The organism is Cellulomonas flavigena DSM 20109 (genome assembly GCF_000092865.1).
GTDB classification, from domain to species: Bacteria; Actinomycetota; Actinomycetes; order Actinomycetales; family Cellulomonadaceae; genus Cellulomonas; species Cellulomonas flavigena.
In genome coordinates, this window is record NC_014151.1 from 2,986,102 (window position 1) to 3,004,187 (window position 18,086).

General features: G+C 74.6%; 17 protein-coding genes, 3 tRNA genes and 1 pseudogene. 9 read left to right on the top strand and 12 right to left on the bottom strand.

Annotated features, from left to right (window positions below):
- Nucleotides 1-204: 204 nt before the first annotated feature.
- The 6 genes and pseudogenes from CFLA_RS21290 to CFLA_RS13565 all read left to right on the top strand — a co-directional run.
- Nucleotides 205-729 (top strand): annotated as a pseudogene (locus CFLA_RS21290) (histidine kinase); the annotation flags it as partial.
- A gap of 188 nt (nt 730-917) precedes the next feature.
- A complete protein-coding gene (locus tag CFLA_RS19775; RefSeq protein ID WP_052302725.1) occupies nt 918-1,310 on the top strand; it encodes a sensor histidine kinase in 393 nt (130 codons plus the stop codon).
- Nucleotides 1,307-1,936 (top strand): response regulator, encoded by a 630-nt coding sequence (locus CFLA_RS13550; protein WP_013117901.1) that lies wholly within the window; start codon nt 1,307-1,309, stop codon nt 1,934-1,936. Before CFLA_RS19775 ends, CFLA_RS13550 begins: the two co-directional genes overlap by 4 nt.
- Nucleotides 1,937-2,006: 70 nt before the next feature.
- Nucleotides 2,007-3,548, top strand: a complete 1,542-nt coding sequence (locus tag CFLA_RS13555) for a sensor histidine kinase (protein ID WP_013117902.1) — start codon at nt 2,007-2,009, stop codon at nt 3,546-3,548.
- Complete coding sequence (locus tag CFLA_RS13560; RefSeq protein WP_013117903.1) at nt 3,545-4,219, top strand: response regulator transcription factor; 675 nt, start codon at nt 3,545-3,547, stop codon at nt 4,217-4,219. Before CFLA_RS13555 ends, CFLA_RS13560 begins: the two co-directional genes overlap by 4 nt.
- 58 nt (nt 4,220-4,277) lie before the next feature.
- A complete protein-coding gene (locus CFLA_RS13565; RefSeq protein ID WP_013117904.1) occupies nt 4,278-5,306 on the top strand; it encodes an adenosine deaminase in 1,029 nt (342 codons plus the stop codon).
- Nucleotides 5,307-5,420: 114 nt separating this feature from the next.
- Here CFLA_RS13565 and CFLA_RS13570 read toward each other — a convergent pair whose 3' ends face one another.
- The 4 genes from CFLA_RS13570 to CFLA_RS13590 form a co-directional block, all read right to left on the bottom strand.
- The gene (locus CFLA_RS13570; protein ID WP_013117905.1) at nt 5,421-7,352 is read right to left on the bottom strand and encodes an alpha/beta hydrolase; all 1,932 of its coding nucleotides are present in this window, start codon (nt 7,350-7,352) and stop codon (nt 5,421-5,423) included.
- Nucleotides 7,353-7,520: 168 nt separating this feature from the next.
- On the bottom strand, nt 7,521-8,663 hold the full coding sequence (locus tag CFLA_RS13580) for a UDP-N-acetylmuramate dehydrogenase (protein ID WP_013117906.1): 1,143 nt from the start codon (nt 8,661-8,663) through the stop codon (nt 7,521-7,523).
- Between the two features lie 9 nt (nt 8,664-8,672).
- Nucleotides 8,673-9,974 carry an MFS transporter gene (locus CFLA_RS13585; protein ID WP_013117907.1) on the bottom strand — a complete coding sequence of 434 codons (1,302 nt, stop codon included), beginning with the start codon at nt 9,972-9,974 and terminating at the stop codon, nt 8,673-8,675.
- Complete coding sequence (locus CFLA_RS13590; protein WP_013117908.1) at nt 9,971-11,365, bottom strand: MFS transporter; 1,395 nt, start codon at nt 11,363-11,365, stop codon at nt 9,971-9,973. Before CFLA_RS13590 ends, CFLA_RS13585 begins: the two co-directional genes overlap by 4 nt.
- A gap of 198 nt (nt 11,366-11,563) precedes the next feature.
- Here CFLA_RS13590 and CFLA_RS13595 point away from each other — a divergent pair, with 198 nt between their 5' ends.
- Entirely contained in the window at nt 11,564-12,631 is a 1,068-nt protein-coding gene (locus CFLA_RS13595) for a LacI family DNA-binding transcriptional regulator (protein ID WP_013117909.1), read from the top strand.
- A gap of 93 nt (nt 12,632-12,724) precedes the next feature.
- On the opposite strand, the gene CFLA_RS13600 is transcribed toward CFLA_RS13595, so the two are convergent.
- From CFLA_RS13600 to CFLA_RS13620, 5 genes are all read right to left on the bottom strand, one after another.
- On the bottom strand, nt 12,725-13,153 hold the full coding sequence (locus tag CFLA_RS13600) for a MaoC family dehydratase (protein WP_013117910.1): 429 nt from the start codon (nt 13,151-13,153) through the stop codon (nt 12,725-12,727).
- Entirely contained in the window at nt 13,150-13,602 is a 453-nt protein-coding gene (locus CFLA_RS13605) for an FAS1-like dehydratase domain-containing protein (RefSeq protein WP_013117911.1), read from the bottom strand. The genes CFLA_RS13600 and CFLA_RS13605 overlap by 4 nt, the downstream gene beginning before the upstream one ends.
- A gap of 32 nt (nt 13,603-13,634) precedes the next feature.
- Nucleotides 13,635-13,805 carry a 50S ribosomal protein L33 gene (gene rpmG / locus CFLA_RS13610; RefSeq protein ID WP_013117912.1) on the bottom strand — a complete coding sequence of 57 codons (171 nt, stop codon included), beginning with the start codon at nt 13,803-13,805 and terminating at the stop codon, nt 13,635-13,637.
- 93 nt (nt 13,806-13,898) lie between these two features.
- Nucleotides 13,899-13,975, bottom strand: a tRNA-Met gene (locus CFLA_RS13615).
- A 58-nt stretch (nt 13,976-14,033) separates the two neighbouring features.
- Nucleotides 14,034-14,106, bottom strand: a tRNA-Thr gene (locus tag CFLA_RS13620).
- Between the two features lie 158 nt (nt 14,107-14,264).
- On the opposite strand from CFLA_RS13620, the gene CFLA_RS13625 reads away from it, so the two are divergent.
- Entirely contained in the window at nt 14,265-14,684 is a 420-nt protein-coding gene (locus CFLA_RS13625; protein WP_013117913.1) for a hypothetical protein, read from the top strand.
- A 73-nt stretch (nt 14,685-14,757) separates the two neighbouring features.
- Here the strand turns inward: CFLA_RS13625 and CFLA_RS13630 are convergent.
- Nucleotides 14,758-14,839: transfer RNA gene (locus CFLA_RS13630), tRNA-Tyr, on the bottom strand.
- Between the two features lie 223 nt (nt 14,840-15,062).
- Between CFLA_RS13630 and CFLA_RS13635 the strand changes: the two genes are divergently transcribed.
- Nucleotides 15,063-15,560: a YajQ family cyclic di-GMP-binding protein gene (locus CFLA_RS13635; protein ID WP_013117914.1), complete on the top strand. Its 498-nt coding sequence runs from the start codon at nt 15,063-15,065 to the stop codon at nt 15,558-15,560.
- A gap of 74 nt (nt 15,561-15,634) precedes the next feature.
- Here CFLA_RS13635 and htpX read toward each other — a convergent pair whose 3' ends face one another.
- Nucleotides 15,635-16,504 (bottom strand): zinc metalloprotease HtpX, encoded by an 870-nt coding sequence (htpX, locus tag CFLA_RS13640; RefSeq protein ID WP_013117915.1) that lies wholly within the window; start codon nt 16,502-16,504, stop codon nt 15,635-15,637.
- 164 nt (nt 16,505-16,668) lie between these two features.
- On the bottom strand, nt 16,669-18,054 hold the full coding sequence (locus tag CFLA_RS13645; RefSeq protein WP_013117916.1) for an FAD-dependent oxidoreductase: 1,386 nt from the start codon (nt 18,052-18,054) through the stop codon (nt 16,669-16,671).
- Nucleotides 18,055-18,086 lie beyond the last annotated feature (32 nt).

Here is an 18,086-nt window from a genome sequence, read left to right on the forward strand (position 1 = left end):
CCGCGGTGCCCGCCGGCGCGTGGCAGCATCACGCGCATGAGCACGCCGTCCGTCGCGGGCCACGAACCGGTCGCCCGGCACGAGTTCTGGGTACGCACGCTGCGCACCTGGGACGTGGTGTTCGTCGCGATGACCGTCGTGTACGTCGTGGCCGTGGTGGTCGGCGCCGCGCGCCCGTCGGACGCGCTGCTGCCGGCGGCGACGATGGGCGCGCTGGCACTGGCGTACGGCCTCGTCGGCCGCTCGGCCGCGCTGCAGGGCGACCCCCGCCGGGCCGACCTGTACCTGGCACTGCTGGTGGTGGTCGTCACGGTCCAGGTGGGCGCAGGCGACGTCGGCTCGGTCCTGCTGTTCCTCGCGTACTCGCAGGTCTGGTTCTTCACTCGCACGCGCACGGCGGGCGTCGTGTGGGCCACCGCCCTGACGGTGGCGATCGTGGTCGCCGCGGCGTGGCGCGTGCAGGCCACCGGACCGCAGATCGCCGAGATCGCGGCGCAGTTCGGCGTCGCGCTGCTGTTCGCGATCGTCCTCGGCCTGTGGATCACGCAGGTCGCCGAGCAGAGCGAGGAGCGTGCGTACCTGCTCGACGAGCTGCGGGCGGCGCAGGACGAGCTCGCCGCGTCGCACCACGCGGCGGGCGTCGTCGCCGAGCGCGAGCGGCTCGCGGCGGAGATCCACGACACGCTCGCGCAGGGCTTCACGTCGGTCGTCATGCTCGCGCAGACGGCCGCGGTCGAGCTCGAGCGCGGGCACACCGACCGGACCGCGACGCGGCTGGCGCGGATCGAGGGCGGGAGAACCTCGCGGAGGCGCGTGCGCTCGTCGCCGCGTTCGCGCCGCCCGACCTGCAGGACGGCGACCTCGCGGGCGCGCTGTCGCGGCTCGGCGAGCGGTTCGCCGCCGAGACGGGTCTCGAGGTGGACGTCGTCGACGAGGCCGGCGACGACGCACCGGGCCGCGAGGCGCAGGTCGTGCTGCTGCGCGCCGCGCAGGAGTCGCTGGCCAACGTCCGCCGCCACGCGGGCGCCACGCACGTCACGCTGCGGCTCGGGCGCACCGGTGGCGAGGTGGTGCTCGAGGTCACGGACGACGGCAGCGGCCTGGTACCCGGCACCCCGGAGGGCAACGGGCTGCGTGGTATGCGGGCGCGCGCCGACGCGGCAGGCGGCACGCTCGACGTCGCCGGGGCGTCGGGCGCGGGCACGCGGGTGCGTGTGCGCGTCCCGGCGACGCGGGCCACCACCGCGGCCGGCACGGGCGAGGGCGTCCCCGGCGGCCACCCCACCCCCGCCACGGAGGAGACCTCGTGAACCTGCGCGTCGTCGTCGCCGACGACCACCCCGTCGTGCGCTCGGGCATCGTCGCGATGCTCGACCTCGAGCCCGACCTCGAGGTGGTCGGCGAGGCCGGGGACGGCGAGCGGGCCGTCGCCCTCGCGCACGAGCTGCAGCCCGACGTCGTCCTCATGGACCTGCGCATGCCCGGTCTCGACGGCGCCGCCGCGACGGCCCGCGTCGTGACGGAGCTGCCGGGCGTGCACGTCCTGGTGCTCACGACGTACGAGACGGACACCGACATCCTGCGGGCTGTCGAGGCGGGCGCGACCGGCTACCTGCTCAAGGACACCCCGCGCGAGCAGCTCGTCGCCGGTGTCCGCGCCGCAGCCCGGGGCGAGTCCGCACTGTCACCCTCGATCGCCCAGCGGCTCGTCCGGCAGGTGCGCGGTGGGACCGGCGAGCGGCTCACACCCCGCGAGCGCGAGGTCCTCGCGGGCGTCGCGCGCGGCCTGTCGAACGCGGCGGTCGGCCGCGAGCTGTTCATCACCGAGGCGACCGTCAAGACGCACCTGCTGCGCGCGTTTGCCAAGCTCGGCGTGGACGACCGCACGCGCGCAGTGACCGTCGCCATCGAGCGCGGGATCCTCCCCGGCGCGTGACGCCGGACGTCGGTTGCCCGGGGCACGGACGGCCCTACTGCCCCGCTGGTCGCGCGCCCATACTGTGACCATGCGGACAGGGCGGACGACGGGGCGCACGCCCGTCGTGCTCACCGAGCCCGGGCGTCGGCCGCCGTCGCGGGTGACGGTCCGCGGCCGCCTGATGACGGCCGTGGTGGCCCTCACCGCAGCGGCGATGACGATCTCGGGGGTCACCGGTCTGGCGCTGCAGCTGCGCGCGACCGACGCCCGCATCGACGACTCCCTGCAGCGCGCGGTCGCGGCCCTGCGCACGAGCCAGCAGGACGGCGAGACGCTCCCCGACGAGACGCGGGTGCCGTGGACGTCGGTGCAGCGCTTCCTCGTCAAGGCCGTCGAGGCGCGCGTGCCCGGCGAGCACGAGGGCATGCTGTCGTGGTTCAACGGCGCCGTGGACGTGCGCCCGGCGGACGAGACCCGTGCCATCCGGCTCGACACCGACGCCGAGCTCCTGGAGTGGCTGCGGACGGTCGACCCCGACGACCCGCGCGCCGAGGAGCCCCGCACCGTGCGCACGTCGGTCACCGAGTACCGGCTGGTGGCGGTGCCCGTGCGGCTCGAGGCCGACCCCGGCGCCGAAGGGCTGTTCGTCCTCGCGTCGGACCGCACCGCCCAGAACGCGGGCGTGTGGCGGATCTTCCTCACGTACTCCGTGGTCGGCCTGGTGGCGCTGGTGATCACGTCGCTCGTCGCGTGGTTCGTGGTCGGGCACATGCTGCGCCCGGTACGGGTGCTGCGGGACACCGTGCGCCGCGTCACCGAGTCCGACCTGTCCGAGCGCATCGAGGTGACCGGCAAGGACGACCTCGCGGACCTCGCGTCGTCCGTCAACTCGATGCTGCAGCGCCTCGAGCGCGCGTTCGGGTCGCAGCGCGAGCTGCTGGACGACGTCGGGCACGAGCTGCGCACGCCGCTGACCATCGTGCGCGGCCACCTCGAGCTGCTCGACCCCGCGGACGCGAGCGACGTGCGGGCCACGCAGTCGCTCGCGCTCGACGAGCTCGACCGCATGCAGCGCCTCGTCGACGACCTCGTCACCCTGGCGACCGCCGACCGCCCCGACTTCGTGCGGCGGGCGCCCGTCGACGTCGGCCGGCTGACCGACGACGTGCTGGAGAAGGCCCGCGGCCTGGGCGAGCGCCGGTTCGTGGTGGTCGCGCGTGCCGACGTCGTCGTGGAGGTGGACGCGCAGCGCGTCACGCAGGCGTGGCTGCAGCTGCTCGCGAACGCCGTGAAGTTCTCCGCGCCGGGGTCGGTGGTCCGGCTCGGCAGCGAGGTCGCCGACGGCCGCCTGCTGGTGTGGGTGCGCGACGAGGGTCCGGGCGTGCCGCGCGAGGAGGAGGAACGGATCTTCGAGCGCTTCCACCGCGGCCAGGCGGACCGCGTCCAGCACGGCGCCGGGCTCGGCCTGCCGATCGTCGCGGCGATCGCCGCAGCCCACGGGGGGCGCGTCTTCCTCGAGCACCCCCCGCCCGGCGCCGGACCCGGCGTCGGTTTCGTCCTGGACCTGCCCGCCGTCGGCCTCGTCGACGGCGAGTCCGAGCCCTTCGTCCTCGTGGAGCCCCGCCGATGACCCACATCCTGATCGCCGAGGACGAGGAGCGCATCGCCTCCTTCGTCGCCAAGGGCCTGCGCGCCCACGGGTACGAGGCGAGCGCCGTCATGACCGGCGAGGCGGCCCTGGCACGGATCGAGGCCGGCGGCATCGACCTGCTCGTGCTCGACCTGGGCCTGGGCGACATGGACGGCTTCGAGGTGCTGCGGTACCTGCGCGCCGAGGGCTACGAGCTGCCCGTCATCGTGCTGACGGCTCGCTCGTCCGTGACGGACACCGTGACAGGGCTGGAGTCGGGTGCCGACGACTACATGGCCAAGCCGTTCCGGTTCGAGGAGCTGCTGGCGCGCGTCCGGCTGCGGCTGCGCAGCCAGCCGGCGGCGACCGCGCGCGGCAACGTGCTGGTCCACGGGCGGCTGCAGCTCGACCTGCGCACGCGCCGCATGCGGGTCGACGACGTCGAGGTCGACCTGTCGGCGCGCGAGTTCGCCCTCGCGGAGACGTTCATGCGCAACCCCGGCGACGTGCTGACACGCGAGCGACTGCTGTCGGAGGTGTGGGGCTACGACTTCGACCCCGGATCGAACGTCGTGGACGTGTACGTGCGGTACCTGCGCCGCAAGCTCGGCGCGGAGCACTTCGACACCATCCGCGAGGTCGGGTACCGGCTCGTCGACGCCCCCGTGTGACCGAGCGAGGGCAGGCCGCGGCTGCGCGACCCTGCGCCGGGCTGGCACACTGACCGCGATGCGCGACCTGGCCCTGCTCCCCAAGGCGCACCTGCACCTGCACTTCACGGGGTCGATGCGGGTCGACACCCTCGCCGAGCTGGCGGACCGCCACGGCATCCGTCTCCCCCACGTGCTGCTGGACGACGACCCGCTCGTGGTTCCCGCGGGCGCGCGCGGGTGGTTCCGCTTCCAGCGGATGTACGACGCGGCGCGCGCGTGCGTGCGCTCGGAGGCCGACATGCGCCGGCTCGTCGCCGAGGCCGCCGCGGACGACGCCGCCGAGGGCTCGGGACGCCTCGAGCTGCAGGTCGACCCGACGTCGTACGCGCCGTTCGTCGGCGGGCTGACCCCGGCGCTCGAGATCGTCCTCGACGCGGCGCGCGAGGCGCAGGCGGCGACCGGTGTCGAGATCGGCGTCGTGGTGGCGGCGTCGCGGATGCGGCACCCGCTGGACGCGCGCACGCTCGCCCGGCTCGCGGCGAAGCACGCCGGGGACGGCCCGGGGCAGGTCGTCGGGTTCGGGCTGTCGAACGACGAGCGGCGCGGCACGACCGCCGAGTTCGCCGGTGCGTTCGCGATCGCCCACCGCGCGGGGCTGCTGTCCGTGCCGCACGGCGGCGAGCTGCTGGGGCCCGAGCACGTCGAGCAGGTGCTCGACCACCTGCGGCCCGACCGGCTGGGGCACGGCGTGCGCAGCGGCGAGGACCCGCGCGTTCTGGAGCGCGTGCTGCAGGACGACGTGCCGCTCGAGGTGTGCCCCGCGTCGAACGTGTCGTTGGGGGTGTACGCCGGACCGGGGGACGTGCCGCTGCGGGCGCTGGTCGACGCGGGCGCACGCGTCGCGCTCGGCGCGGACGACCCGTTGCTCTTCCGTTCACGCCTCGTCGACCAGTACCGCATCGCGCGCGAGGCGCACGGCTTCACGGACGCCGAGCTGGCCGACCTGGCCCGGTCGTCGATCACCGCGAGCGCCGCGTCACCCGCCACGCGGGCGCGCCTGCTGGCGGGTGTCGACGCGTGGCTCGCGTCGGCCCCCGCCGGCTGAGCACGACCGCCGGCGCGTCCCTGCGGTCGTGGCGACCGGGGGCACACCCGCCGGGCGCGCCCAGGGCGGGGCCCGGCCGACCGGCCGGACCCCGCCCCTCGTCCGTGCGGTGCGTCAGCTGCGCGGCGTCGCTCCGGGCACCGGCGGCACCACGGGCGGCAGGGCCCGCTTCGGCTCCGCGGTGCGGGACGACGGCTGGACGACGAACGGCTGCTCGTCACCCACGCACTGCGTGCCCACCGCGGGCAGCTCACCCGCGATGAGGTAGGCGTCGATCGCACCGGTGGCGCACACCGACGTGCCGTACGCCGTGTGACCCCAGTTGTCCGAGGACAGCAGGCGGCTGTTCGGGAGCACGTCCGCGGCTGCGACCGCACCCTCGTAGGCCGTCGCGGGGTCCCACAGGTTGCCCACGACGAGCACGGGCGCCGCCGTCCGCGCGGTGAACGGACCCCGCCAGGCGTCCTCGTCCTGCGCGGTCCACACGGACGACGCGCACTGCGGCGACGCCCACGACCACGCCGGCCCGAACCCGGGCGCGAGCTCGTCCTGCCGCTCGCCCGCCACGATCCACTCCTCCGGCTGCGCCGGGTTCAGCGAGTCCGTGCACAGCACCGCGGAGAATGCCTCGGTGTAGTTGGAGTACGGGAACGCGAACCCGCGGCCTGCAGCGCGCTCCACGCGCTGCGCGTCGCGGGCGGCGGCCTTCTCCTGCTCCTGCCGCTCGTACCCGACGAGGATCTCGAGGGCCTCGGCGCGCAGGGCCGCGTTCTCCGGCGTCTCCGGCTGCAGCAGCCAGTAGAAGGCCCACGTGTACAGGTCCACACCCGACCAGCCGGACGGCGAGTACAGCGCGCCGAGCACGGCGTTGACGAAGACCGGGGTGTCGACCTCGACGAGCAGCTCGTCGGTGTACGGGTCGCGCAGCTCGACGGGCGTCTCGTCGAGCCCGGCGTAGACCTCGTCCCACACCGCCTGCGGCTCACCGATCTCGGCGGTGCGGCACAGCTCCGGACCCGCCTCGGCGCACCGCGTGAGCACCTCCTGCGCGGCCCGCCACGCGGCGGTGCCGGACCCGAGCCGCTCGGTCACCGGGATGTCCGCGTTGTCCTCGGTGCCGGCCCACGCCAGCGGGTCGAGCACGCCGTCGATCACGAGCGCGCGCACGCGGTCCGGGAACATGTTGGCGTAGACCTGGCCGAGGTAGCTGCCGTAGGAGAACCCGAGGTACGTCAGCTCCTCGTCGCCGACGGCCCGGCGGACGACGTCCATGTCACGCGCCACCTGTGCCGTCGACATCGAGGCGCTGAGCGGCTTCCCGGTGGTCGAGCACGCCTGACCGAGCTTGCGCGCGGAGTCGACGAACGCGGCGGTCTGCTCCTCGCCCTGCGGGTACGGCACGTACATGCCCGAGAGCGCGGCGTCCTGCTGCCCGATGTTCTTGAAGCACCTGACGTTGTCCGAGTAGTTGGTGCCGCGCGGGTCGAGCCCGACGACGTCGAACGTCGCCAGCACCTCCGGCGACAGGAAGTAGGGCGCGAACGACGCGATGTCGACACCCGAGCCGCCCGGGCCGCCCGGGTTGATGAACAGCGAGCCGATGCGCTTGTCGGGGTCGGTGGCCTTGATGCGCAGCAGCGCGACCTCCGTGGTGGCGCCGTCCGGCTCGTCGTAGTCGAGCGGGAGCGCGACGACGCCGCACTCGGCGCCGTCACCGAAGTAGGACGAGCAGTCGTACCAGTCCGGGTCGGGCGTCGGGACGCCGTCGACGCGCGCGGCCTCGACCGCACTCGTCGTGTCGTGGTCACCTGCCGGCGCGGACGGCGTGGGCGTGGGCTTGCCGGGCTTGGGCTTCCCCGGCTTGCCCGGCTTGCCCGGTGCCGGCTTGCCCGGCTTGCCCGGCCCCTTCTTGTCCGGTGCCACCGCTGCCGTACCGGCGTCGGGTGCTGCCGTCGCCGTGCTGGCCGAGAAGGCCGTGAGCGTCGTGGCCAGACAGGCCGCGACGGTCGTCACGGCGAGCGCACGGCGGAGCTGTGCTTTCCTCATGAACATCCCCCTGGACGGCGCCCGCCGGTGCCCCTGCGCCCCGGCCGTCGACGCACGTCCACCCTGACGGGCACGCGAGGTCGCGGACAACGGCCGCAGGACGGATCCGCGTGCCCGACCTGGGAGGGATGTCCTGTGCCGTCCTGGGGCGGTAGGGTCGCGCGCCCGTCAGAGCGCGAGGCCGACGAGCACGGGCTCGGGCTCCAGCACGACACCGAACCGGTCGCGCACGCCGTCACGCACCTCGCGGGCCAGCGCGACGACGTCGTCGGCGCGCGCCGCGCCGCGGTTCGTCAGCGCGAGGGTGTGCTTGGTGGACAGCGTCGCGGCACCCGACCCGTGGCCACGGCCGAATCCGGCGTGCTCGATGAGCCACGCCGCGCTCGTCTTGACGGCGCCGTCCGGCAGCGGCCACCGCGGCGCGTCGGACGGCAACGCGTCGGCGTCGTGCGACGCGACGACGGGGTTGGTGAAGAACGAGCCGGCGCTCCACGTGTCGTGGTCGTCGGCATCGAGCACCATGCCCTTGCGCGCGCGCAGCGCGAGCACGGCGGCGCGCACGTCGGCCAGCGGCGCCCGCTCGCCCACCGCGACGTCCAGCGCGCGGGCCAGCTCCGGGTATCCCACGGGCGACGACAGCGAACCCTGCTTCACCTGGAAGGTGACGTCGAGGACGACGTAGCGCGGCGTCGGGCCCCACGGCGCCGCCGGGTCCGCGGGGTCCGGGCGCGACGAGCGCTTGAGCAGGGACGTGCGGTAGCCGAAGCCGAGCGTCACGAACGGCAACGTGCGCACGCGCCCGCGCCCCCGGTCCCAGACGCGCACCTGCGAGATCGTCTGCGCGACGTCCTGCCCGTACGCGCCGACGTTCTGCACGGGTGTGGCGCCCGTGGACCCGGGGATCCCGGACAGCGCCTCGACGCCGACGAGCTCGTGCTCGACCGCGTACGCGACGACGTCGTCCCACACCGTGCCCGCGGGCACGGTGAGCGTGACGCCGGCGCACGCCGACGCGTCGGGCACCGCCACGCCGCCGCGCACGTCACGCACCACGACCCCCGGGAAACCGGCGTCCGACGCGAGCACGTTGGAGCCGCCGCCGAGCACGAGCAGGGGCTCGCCCGACGCGTCCGCGTCGCGCACGACGTCCAGCAGCTCGGCCTCGGTGGTCGTCTCGACGTACCGGGCGACGGGCCCGCCCACGCGCAGGGTCGTGAGATCGGCGAGCGTCGGTGCGCCGGGGTGCCGCGGGACGGCAGGGTGCGCCGACGCGGGGGCCGGGCCGGGCAGGGCGCAGGTGTCGGGCTCCACCCGCCCAGGCTAGTCCGCGGTGCGCGTCCTGCTGTCGTCGAGGGCGTCGGCCGGCACCCGCGCGTTCTCGTGCCCGCTCCCGCGCGGCAGGGGCCGGGCGGCGCTCGTGACGAGCAGGCCGAGCACCACGGGCGCGAGGATCGCGAGCAGTGCCTGGCGGTACCCCACGTGCTCGGCGAGCAGGCCGAGCAGCGGCGGTCCGGCGAGGAACGCGGAGTAGCCGATGGTCGAGACGACCGCGACCCGCTGGGCGGCGCGCAGCGGGTCGTCGGCGGCGGCGCTCATGCCTACCGGGAACCCGAGCGCGGCACCCATGCCCCACGCGGCCACGCCGACGAGTGCGAGCCACAGCTGGTCGGCGAGGCCGAACACCAGCAGGCCGGCCCCGGCGAGGCCCACGCACAGGCGCAGCACGACGACGCGTCCGTACCGGTCGAGCAGTGCCGTGCCGAACAGGCGCATGGCCGTCATCGCGGTGACGAACAGCCCGAACCCGACCGCGCCGGTGGCGTGCGACGTGTCGAAGCCGTCGACGACCGCGAGGCTCACCCAGTCGTTGGCCGCGCCCTCGGTGAGTGCGGCGGCGAGCACGACGAGGCCCAGGAGCAGGGTGCGCGGCTCGAGCCACGCGCCGAGCGCGCGCCGGGCGCCGCGGGGTGCGGGGTGCGCCTCCGTCCCGCCGGCGGGCGCGTCCGACGCGGGCACCGGCGCGGGCTCGGCGAGGAACGCGCGCACGCACAGCGCGACCGCGCCGGTGGACAGCACGACGACGACCGGCAGGTGCACCTGGACGGGGACGTGCAGCACGGCAGCGCCGGCCGCCACCCCGGCGGCCGCCATGGTCCCCACCGAGAAGCCCGCGTGGTAGCGCGGCATCACGGTGCGCCCGAGCCGCTGCTCGACGACCGCGCCCTCGATGTTCATGGCGGCGTCCCACACCCCCGCGCCGATGCCCGCGAGCACGAGGCCGACGGCGACCACCACGACCTGCCCGAGCGCGACGCCGATCGAGCCGATCGCGAACCCCGACCCGTTGACCACGGCGAACGCGAGCACGGTTCGCCGGGCGCCCCAGCGCTCCACCGCGAGCCCGGACAGCGGCAGCGCGGCGAGGGAGCCGAACGCACCGATGAGCAGCAGCACGCCCATGCGCTCGGGCGTGAGGTCGAGCGCGTCGCGCACGGCGGGCAGACGCGCCGCCCACGAGGCGAAGTTGATGCCGGAGAGCAGGAAGACCCCGAAGACCGCGGCGGACGCGTGCCGGACGTCGCGCGGTGCGGGGACGTCCTGGACCTCGGCCACGCGGTTCATCGTGCACCTCCGCGCGCCGCGGGGCGAGCGGATCGCGTGCGGCCGCGCCGTCGCGTCGCACGACGAGGCAGTCCGTGGTGCCGTGCGTGCACGAGACGGACGAGTCGGTCGGCGTCGGAACCGTCGCGCGTCGGCGGACCGTCGGGCGCGGCCGGTGGCGCGGGCGCGTCGTCGTCCGTGCGCTCGCGCGCCACGGCGGGCGCGACGAGCACGCTCGCGACCATCGCGGCGACGATGAGGACGAGCGCGTGGCGCGCCCCGACGGACTGCGCGGCGAGCCCCAGCACGGGCGGCGCGACGAGGGACGCGACGGAGGCGAACGCCGAGACGACCGCGACACGGCCGGCCGCCCGCGCCGGGTCGTCGGACGCGGCGGCGATGCCGACCGGGACGGCGAGGGCGGCGCCCACGCCCCACAGCACCACGCCGACGCACGCGAGGGGCAGGCTCGGCGCGAACCCGAAGACCAGCAGCCCGACGACCGACGACGAGCCGGACGCGCGCAGCACGGTGACGCGGCCGAACCGGTCGACGAGGCGGATGCCGACCAGGCGCACGACGGTCATGGACGCGACGAAGAGGCCGAGCACCGCGCCGCCGACCGACTCCGAGCGCGCGAACCCGTCGACGACCGCGAGCGACAGCCAGTTGTTGGCGGCGCCCTCCGAGAACGCGGCTGCCAGCACCACGACGCCGACGAGCAGCGTGCGTGGCTCGCGCCACGCGTCGAGCGCGGTGCCGAGGCGGCGCACACCGCGCACGGGGGCGGCCCCGGTCGGGGAGACGAGCGACGCGCGCGCGGCCTCGGCCACCGACGGCGGCAGGACGACGCCCGGCAGCGACGCGAGCCGCCACACGACCACCACGGCCGCCGTGAGCGGGAGCTGCACGCCGACCGGCACCCCGGTGGCGGAGGCCAGCGCCCCGGTGCCGGAGCCGAGGACGGCTCCGATCGAGAACGCGGCGTGGAACTGCGGGATGACGGTGCGGCCCATCGCGCGCTCGACGCGCGCGGACTCCACGTTGATGGCCACGTTGCCGAGCGCCACGGCCACGCCGTTGAGGAAGATGCCGGCGGCCAGGAGCGCTCGCGAGCCGACCGTGGGACCGACGCCGAGCAGGACCAGCGCGGCCGCGAGCACGAGCGTCGAGACCAGCAGGACGCGCCGGCTGCCCACCCGCTGCACGGCGGCGCCGGCGGCGGTGACGGTGAGCAGCGACCCGACCGAGCCCACGAGCAGCAGGACGCCGAGATCGGCGGTGCTGAGGTCGAGCAGGTCGCGCACCGTCGGGATGCGGGCGAGCCAGCTCGCGAACGCGACGCCCGCGAGGGCGAACAGGCCGAGCAGCAGCAGGCGAGCACGGGCGACGGCGGGGGCAGGGCGGGGCACGTGGGTCTCCGGGTCAGGACGGGACGTCGCGCGGCGGGGGTGGGCCGCACGACGGTCGAATCGATTCGAGGAGCGTGCGCCGGTATCGAATCGATTTGAGGGAACGCACCATGGTGCGGGTACGCTGGCCGCGACGTCAAACGTCCTGCCCGACGTCGGACGCCGCCCCTCTCAGATCGCCGGTCCCGGAGGTCCGCCCTGTCCGCGCAGCGCACCACCCTGGCCGACGTCGCCGCGAGCGCCGGCGTGTCGGTCTCGACAGCCTCCCTCGCGTTCTCCGGCTCCGGGCCCATCGCCGAGGCGACCCGCTCACGGGTGCTCGAGGCCGCCCGGTCGCTCGGTTACGCCGGCCCCAACCCGCTCGGCCGCCAGCTGCGCCGCGGCCGCTCCGGCATCGTCGGCGTCATCATGGGCGACGCCCTGCGCCGCGCGTTCCGCGACCCCGTCGCCGTGCAGGTCCTCGACGGCCTGACGTCGACGCTCGGTCCGCTCGGCCTCGGCGTGCTGCTCGTCCCGGGCCCGAACGACCCGTCGCAGCCGGCCGTCGACCCGCTGCTGGAGTCCGCGGCGATGGACGTCGCGGTGCAGATGTGGGGCGGGACCACCGACGACCCCGTGCTGGGGATGCTGCGGCGGCGCGGCACGCCCACCGTGCTCGTCGAGGGGACGCCCCAGCCCGACGTCGCGGCGATCGGGATCGACGACCACGGCGGCATGACCGAGCTGACGCAGCATCTGCTCACGCTCGGCCACACCCGCATCGCGACGGTCACGCTGCCGTTCGACCGCGACCGCCGCGAGGGCCCCGCCGACCGCGCGCGGCTCGGCGCGATCTCGTGGGAGATCACCCGGCGCCGGCTCGCCGGCGTCACGGACGCCGGCGTCACACCGACCGTGGTCTACGAGACCCCCGCGTCGCTCGTCGAGAACGGTGCGGCCGCGGGCCGAGCGCTGCTGAGCGCCGCCGACCGCCCGACAGCGGTCGTCTGCCAGTCGGACCTGCTCGCATCGGGCGTCGTGCTCGCCGCGCGCGAGCTGGGGCTGCGCGTGCCCCAGGACGTCTCGGTCGCCGGGTTCGACGGCCTCGACCTGCCGTGGCTCGCCCCCGACGTCCTGACGAGCGTGGCGCAGCCGCTCGCCGAGAAGGGCGCCGCGATCGGTGAGGCCGTCGCCGAGCTGCTCGCGGGCCGCGCGCCCGAGCCGCGCGTGCTCCCGGTCCGGCTGCGCACGGGCACCACGACGGGCCCGGTCCCGCGCCGGCGCTGAGCGCCCGAGAGCGCAGCGCCTGCGCGACGCAGCCGCGCTGCCCGACGCTCAGCGACGCGGCCCCTCACGCCCGACGCGCTGCGCCGCGGCACCTCAGGAGAGGCGGACGACCGCCTGCGCCTTGCCGAGGACGCGCGCGCCCTTGACCGTCACGGTGAGGTCCACGCGTGCCGTGCCGGCGTCCGCGTCGAGCGCCCCGACGGTCGCGACGACCTCGACGGACGCCTCCCCCGGGTCCGGCACGGGCACGGGACGCGTGAACCGCGTCTGGTAGTCGACGACGGCACCGGGGTCCCCCGCCCAGTCGACGACGACCGTGACGGCGGCCCCCATGGTCCACATGCCGTGCGCGATGACGCCGGGCAGCCCGACGGACGCCGCCACGCGGTCGTTCCAGTGGATGGGGTTGAAGTCACCCGAGGCGCCCGCGTACCGCACGAGGCGGGCCCGGTCGACGGCGAGCGTGCGGCGTGCGACCTCCTGGCCGACCGCGAGGTCGGCGAGGGACGGGCGGCGGCTCATGCGTCGTCCTCGGGCCGCACGGCGAGCGTCGAGACGACGGTCGCCACCGGGGCGCCGGACTCGTCGGCGATCTCGCAGCGGGTGGTGACCATCGACAGGCCGGCGCGCTGCGTCACCGCGTCGACGTGCAGCTCGGTGAGCAGCCGGTCGCCCGCGTGGACGGGGCGGTGGTGCGTGAAGCGCTCGTCGGCGTGCACCACGCGGCTGAAGTCGATGCCTGCGGCAGGGTCCTCGACGTACTGAGCCTCGGTGCGCTGCGCGATCACCACCGTGAACGTCACGGGTGCGACGACATCGGGGTGACCCAGCGCCCGCGCGGCCTCGACGTCGGTGTGGGCGGGGTGCGTGGCACCCGTCGCCTCGGCGAACTCGCGGATCTTCTCACGCGAGACCACATACACGTCGCCGGGCGGGTAGACCCGCCCGGCGTACGAGGTGTCGACCGGCACGATGCTCGATCGGGAGGTGCGCGTGGCCCGCGTCAGCGGGTCTCGCGGTGCACCGTGTGCTTGTTGTCCCGCGGGCAGAACTTCTTCATCTCGAGCCGGTCGGGGTTGTTCCGACGGTTCTTCTTGGTGATGTAGTTCCGCTCCTTGCACTCCGTGCAGGCGAGCGTGATCTTCGGGCGGACGTCCGCGCTCTTGCTGGCCATGTTCGTGTCACCTCTCGCGCCCCGCGGGGGCTGCGTTCTTCTCCTGGCGCGCGCCGGCCGACGCGCGCTGCTGCGACGGATGTTCGCCGGACGTGGTAGCGGGAGCGGGATTCGAACCCGCGACACCACGATTATGAGCCGTGTGCTCTAACCACCTGAGCTATCCCGCCACAGCGGTCGTGCCCCGGGCCGACCGTCCGAGGACGACCGGCCCGCGACACACCACAGAGCCCCGAAAGGGAATCGAACCCTTGACCTTCTCCTTACCATGGAGACGCTCTGCCGACTGAGCTATCGGGGCAGCGCGGACCAGAGTACACGGGCGCGGGGCCCGCGTGAAATCGGATCCCCCCGTCGCCGCGGACCCGCTCGACGAGCGCTCGAGGCCGCCTCCCCCACTCCGTGCCAAAGCGTTTCAGTTCGTCGCGGGCCGTCGAGCCCCGTGCCACGATCCGGCGCATGCGCACCCCCCGTCGCGGCCGCACGGCCGCCGCACTGTCCGTTCTCGCCCTGGTCACCCTCGCCGCCTGCAGCGGTGGCGACGAGGGTGTCGACCCCTCGACCGCCGACTGGCCCGCCGCGATCGACCCTGCCGAGGCCGACGGCGACTTCTTCGTCGTGTGGACCCGCGTCTCCGACAGCGACCAGGACCCGGTGCTGGCCGCCGAGGTCGACCGCCTCGCCGAGCAGGGCTACGACGTCGAGCCGTGGTCGCCCGAGTGCCAGAGCGGCGCGAAGGACCGCCTCGTCGAGCTCACCGGCTTCCCCGAGCCGGCGGCCGTCGGCGTCGCGTTCGCGACCGCGGAGGACGCCGGCATCTTCGATACGCGCGACGAGGGCGCGACGGTCTCCCTCACCGAGGGCTCCTGGACCTGCTGAGCGGGCGACCGGCCGCGACCGGCCGCACCGACGACGAAGGGGGCGTCCTGATCAGGACGCCCCCTTCGGTGCGTGGCGGGTGAGGGATTCGAACCCCCGTAGGCGTTGCCAGCTGATTTACAGTCAGCCCCCTTTGGCCACTCGGGTAACCCGCCAAGGGGCGCGCGGTCACGTGTCGGCCTCGGGACCGCGTCCGGAAGTGCATGGACGTCGGGCTCGACGCGTCCGCGTGAACGGCGTGCGGATGGAAGGATAGCAACTCCGAGAGGGGGCTCGTGCACATCGCCGCGTCGTGGGCTGCGGAACGGACGCCCGACGCCGCACGGACCCCGCCGCAGGACCGTTGAGGCGCCCGCTCGGGCGCCGGGAGGGAGCAGCATGGCGAGCGAGTCGTCGTTCGACGTCGTCAGCAAGGTCGACCGCCAGGAGGTCGACAACGCGCTGAACCAGGCCGCGAAGGAGATCACGCAGCGCTACGACTTCAAGGGCGTCGGTGCGTCCATCGCGTGGAGCGGCGAGAACGTCCTCATGATCGCGAACTCCCCCGAGCGCGTGCTGGCGGTGCTCGACGTCTTCCAGACGAAGCTCATCAAGCGGGGGATCTCGCTCAAGGCGCTCGACACCGGGGAGAACGAGCCCCAGCCGTCCGGCAAGGAGTACCGCCTCGTCGGCTCCATCAAGGAGGGCCTGAGCACCGAGGTCGCCAAGAAGCTCGCCAAGATCGTGCGCGACGAGGGCCCGAAGGGCGTCAAGACGCAGATCCAGGGCGACGAGCTGCGCGTCTCGGCCAAGAGCCGCGACGACCTGCAGGCGGTCATCGCGCTGCTGAAGAACGCGGACGTCGACGCGGCGCTGCAGTTCGTCAACTACCGCTGAGCCCCGCAGCGCACCGCCACGGGGGCGGGCACCCGCGTCGGGTGCCCGCCCGTGACGGCGGGCGGCGGGGTGACTCACCGAGGGGTGGCGGGCCCCCCGGCCATCGCCTCGAGCCGCGCGACCCGGTCGGCCATCGGCGGATGGGTCGCGAACAGCCGCGCCATGCCCGCTCCGCGGAACGGGTTGGCGATCATGAGGTGCGAGACGTCGACGAGGTCGCGGTCCTGCGGCAGCGGGCGGGCCCGCGTGCCCGCCTCGAGCTTGCGCAGCGCCGACGCGAGCGCGAGCGGGTCGCCCGTGAGCCGGGCGCCGTCCTCGTCCGCGTCGTACTCGCGCGTCCGGGAGATCGCGAGCTGCACGAGCGTCGCGGCGAGCGGCGCGAGGACCACCATCAGCAGGCCCGCCAGCGGGTTGCCACCCTCGCGGCGGTCCCCGCCGCCGAGGAAGAACGCGAGCTGCGCGAGCGACGTCACGACGCCCGCCACGGCGGCCGCCACCGACGACGTGAGGATGTCGCGGTGGTAGACGTGCATGAGCTCGTGCCCCAGCACACCGCGCAGCTCACGCTCGTCGAGGATCGCCAGGATCCCCTCGGTGCAGCACACGGCCGCGTTCTGCGGGTTGCGGCCCGTGGCGAACGCGTTGGGCGCCATCGTCGGCGACACGTAGAGCCGCGGCACGGGCTGGCGTGCCGCGGTCGAGAGCTCGCGCACGATCCGGTACATCGCGGGCTGCTCGATCTCGCTGACCGGGCGGGCGCGCATCGCACGGATCGCGATCTTGTCGGAGTTCCAGTAGCTGTAGGCCGTCATCCCCAGGCCGAGCAGCGTGAACACCCACAGGTAGCGTGCACCGCCGACGAACCACCCGATGCCCAGCAGCACCGCCCACAGCACGCCGAACAGCGCCGCCGTCTTCAGGCCGTTGTAGTGCCGGTGACCCATCTGCGTCCTCGTCCTCCCCGCGGGGGTGTCGCCGCGTCCCCGCCACCGACCTCAACGTCCCGTGCAGCGCGCGCGTTCCCGCGCCACCCACCCCCGGCGCGGGACGCGACGGACCCCCGGACGACGGGGTCGTCCGGGGGTCCGGGTGCGCCGTCCCGCGCGGATCAGTCCTGCGGGACCTCGCGGCCGAGGGCCACGGCCACCATGTGCTCGCGGGGGACCACCTTGACGCGCTCGCGCCCCTGGGGCTCGCCCAGCGACCGCTCGTACGCGTCGAGCAGCTCCCAGCCGGACCACTCGATGGTGTCGGCACCGCGCTGCGCGAGGAAGTCCAGGACGGCCTGCGGGTCGCGCTCGGTGGCGGTGTAGAACGACGCGCCGCCCTCGGCGACGTCCTCGGCGAGGTGCCGGATCGTCTCGGACGCGTCGGACTTCGTGTGCCCGATGAGGCCGACGGGACCGCGCTTGATCCAGCCCGTCGCGTACACGCTGTCGAGGTGCTCCCCGTCGACGTCGACCACGCGGCCCTCGCGGTTGGGGATCACGCCCGCGACGTCGTCGAACGGGATGTCGACCAGCGGCGAGCCGAAGTAGCCGACCGCGCGGTAGACGGCCTGCACGGGCCACTCCTGGAACTGGCCCGTCCCGGTGACGTTGCCGTCACCGTTGAGCGCGGTGCGCTCGGTACGCAGGCCCACGACCCTGCCGTCCTCGCCCAGCACCTCGACGGGCTTGTGCAGGAAGTGCAGGTGGATGCGGCGCGACGCCGTGAGGTCCTCGGGCTCCTTGAGCGTCCAGTCCGTGAGGGTCTTGACGACCTGCTTGGTCTGGTTGCTCGAGTGGATCGCGGCCATCGAGCCCTCGTCGAACTCGAAGTCCTCCGGGTAGACGATCGTGTCGACGTCCGGCACGTGCCCGAGCTCGCGCAGCTCGAGCGGCGAGAACTTGGCCTGCGCGGGACCGCGACGCGCGAAGACGTGCACGTCGGTCACCGGGTTGGCCTTGAGGATGTCGTAGACGTTCTGCGGGACCTCGGTCGGCAGCAGGTCGTCGGCGTGCTTGGCGAGGATGCGGGCCACGTCGAGCGCGACGTTGCCCGCGCCCAGGACCGCGATCTCCCGGGCCTCGAGCGGCCACGTGCGCGGGACGTCGGGATGCCCGTCGTACCAGGACACGAAGTCGGCCGCGCCGTACGAGCCCTCGAGGTCGATGCCGGGGATGGGCAGCGCCGCGTCCCGGATCGAGCCGGTCGAGAAGATCACCGCGTCGTAGAACGTGCGCAGGTCGTCGAGCTTGAGGTCGGTGCCGTAGTCGACGTTCGCGAGCAGGCGGATGTCGCCGCGCTCGAGCACCTTGTGCAGCGCGACGATGATCTGCTTGATGCGGGGGTGGTCGGGCGCCACGCCGTAGCGCACGAGGCCGAACGGCGCGGGCAGGCGCTCGAACAGGTCGATGCTGACGTCGAGGTCGGTCTTCGACAGGATGTCGGCCGCGTAGATGCCGGCCGGACCGGCACCGACGATCGCGACGCGCAGGGTCGGGGTGCTCACGGGACCTGGTTGCCTTCCGCTGTGGGGAGCCC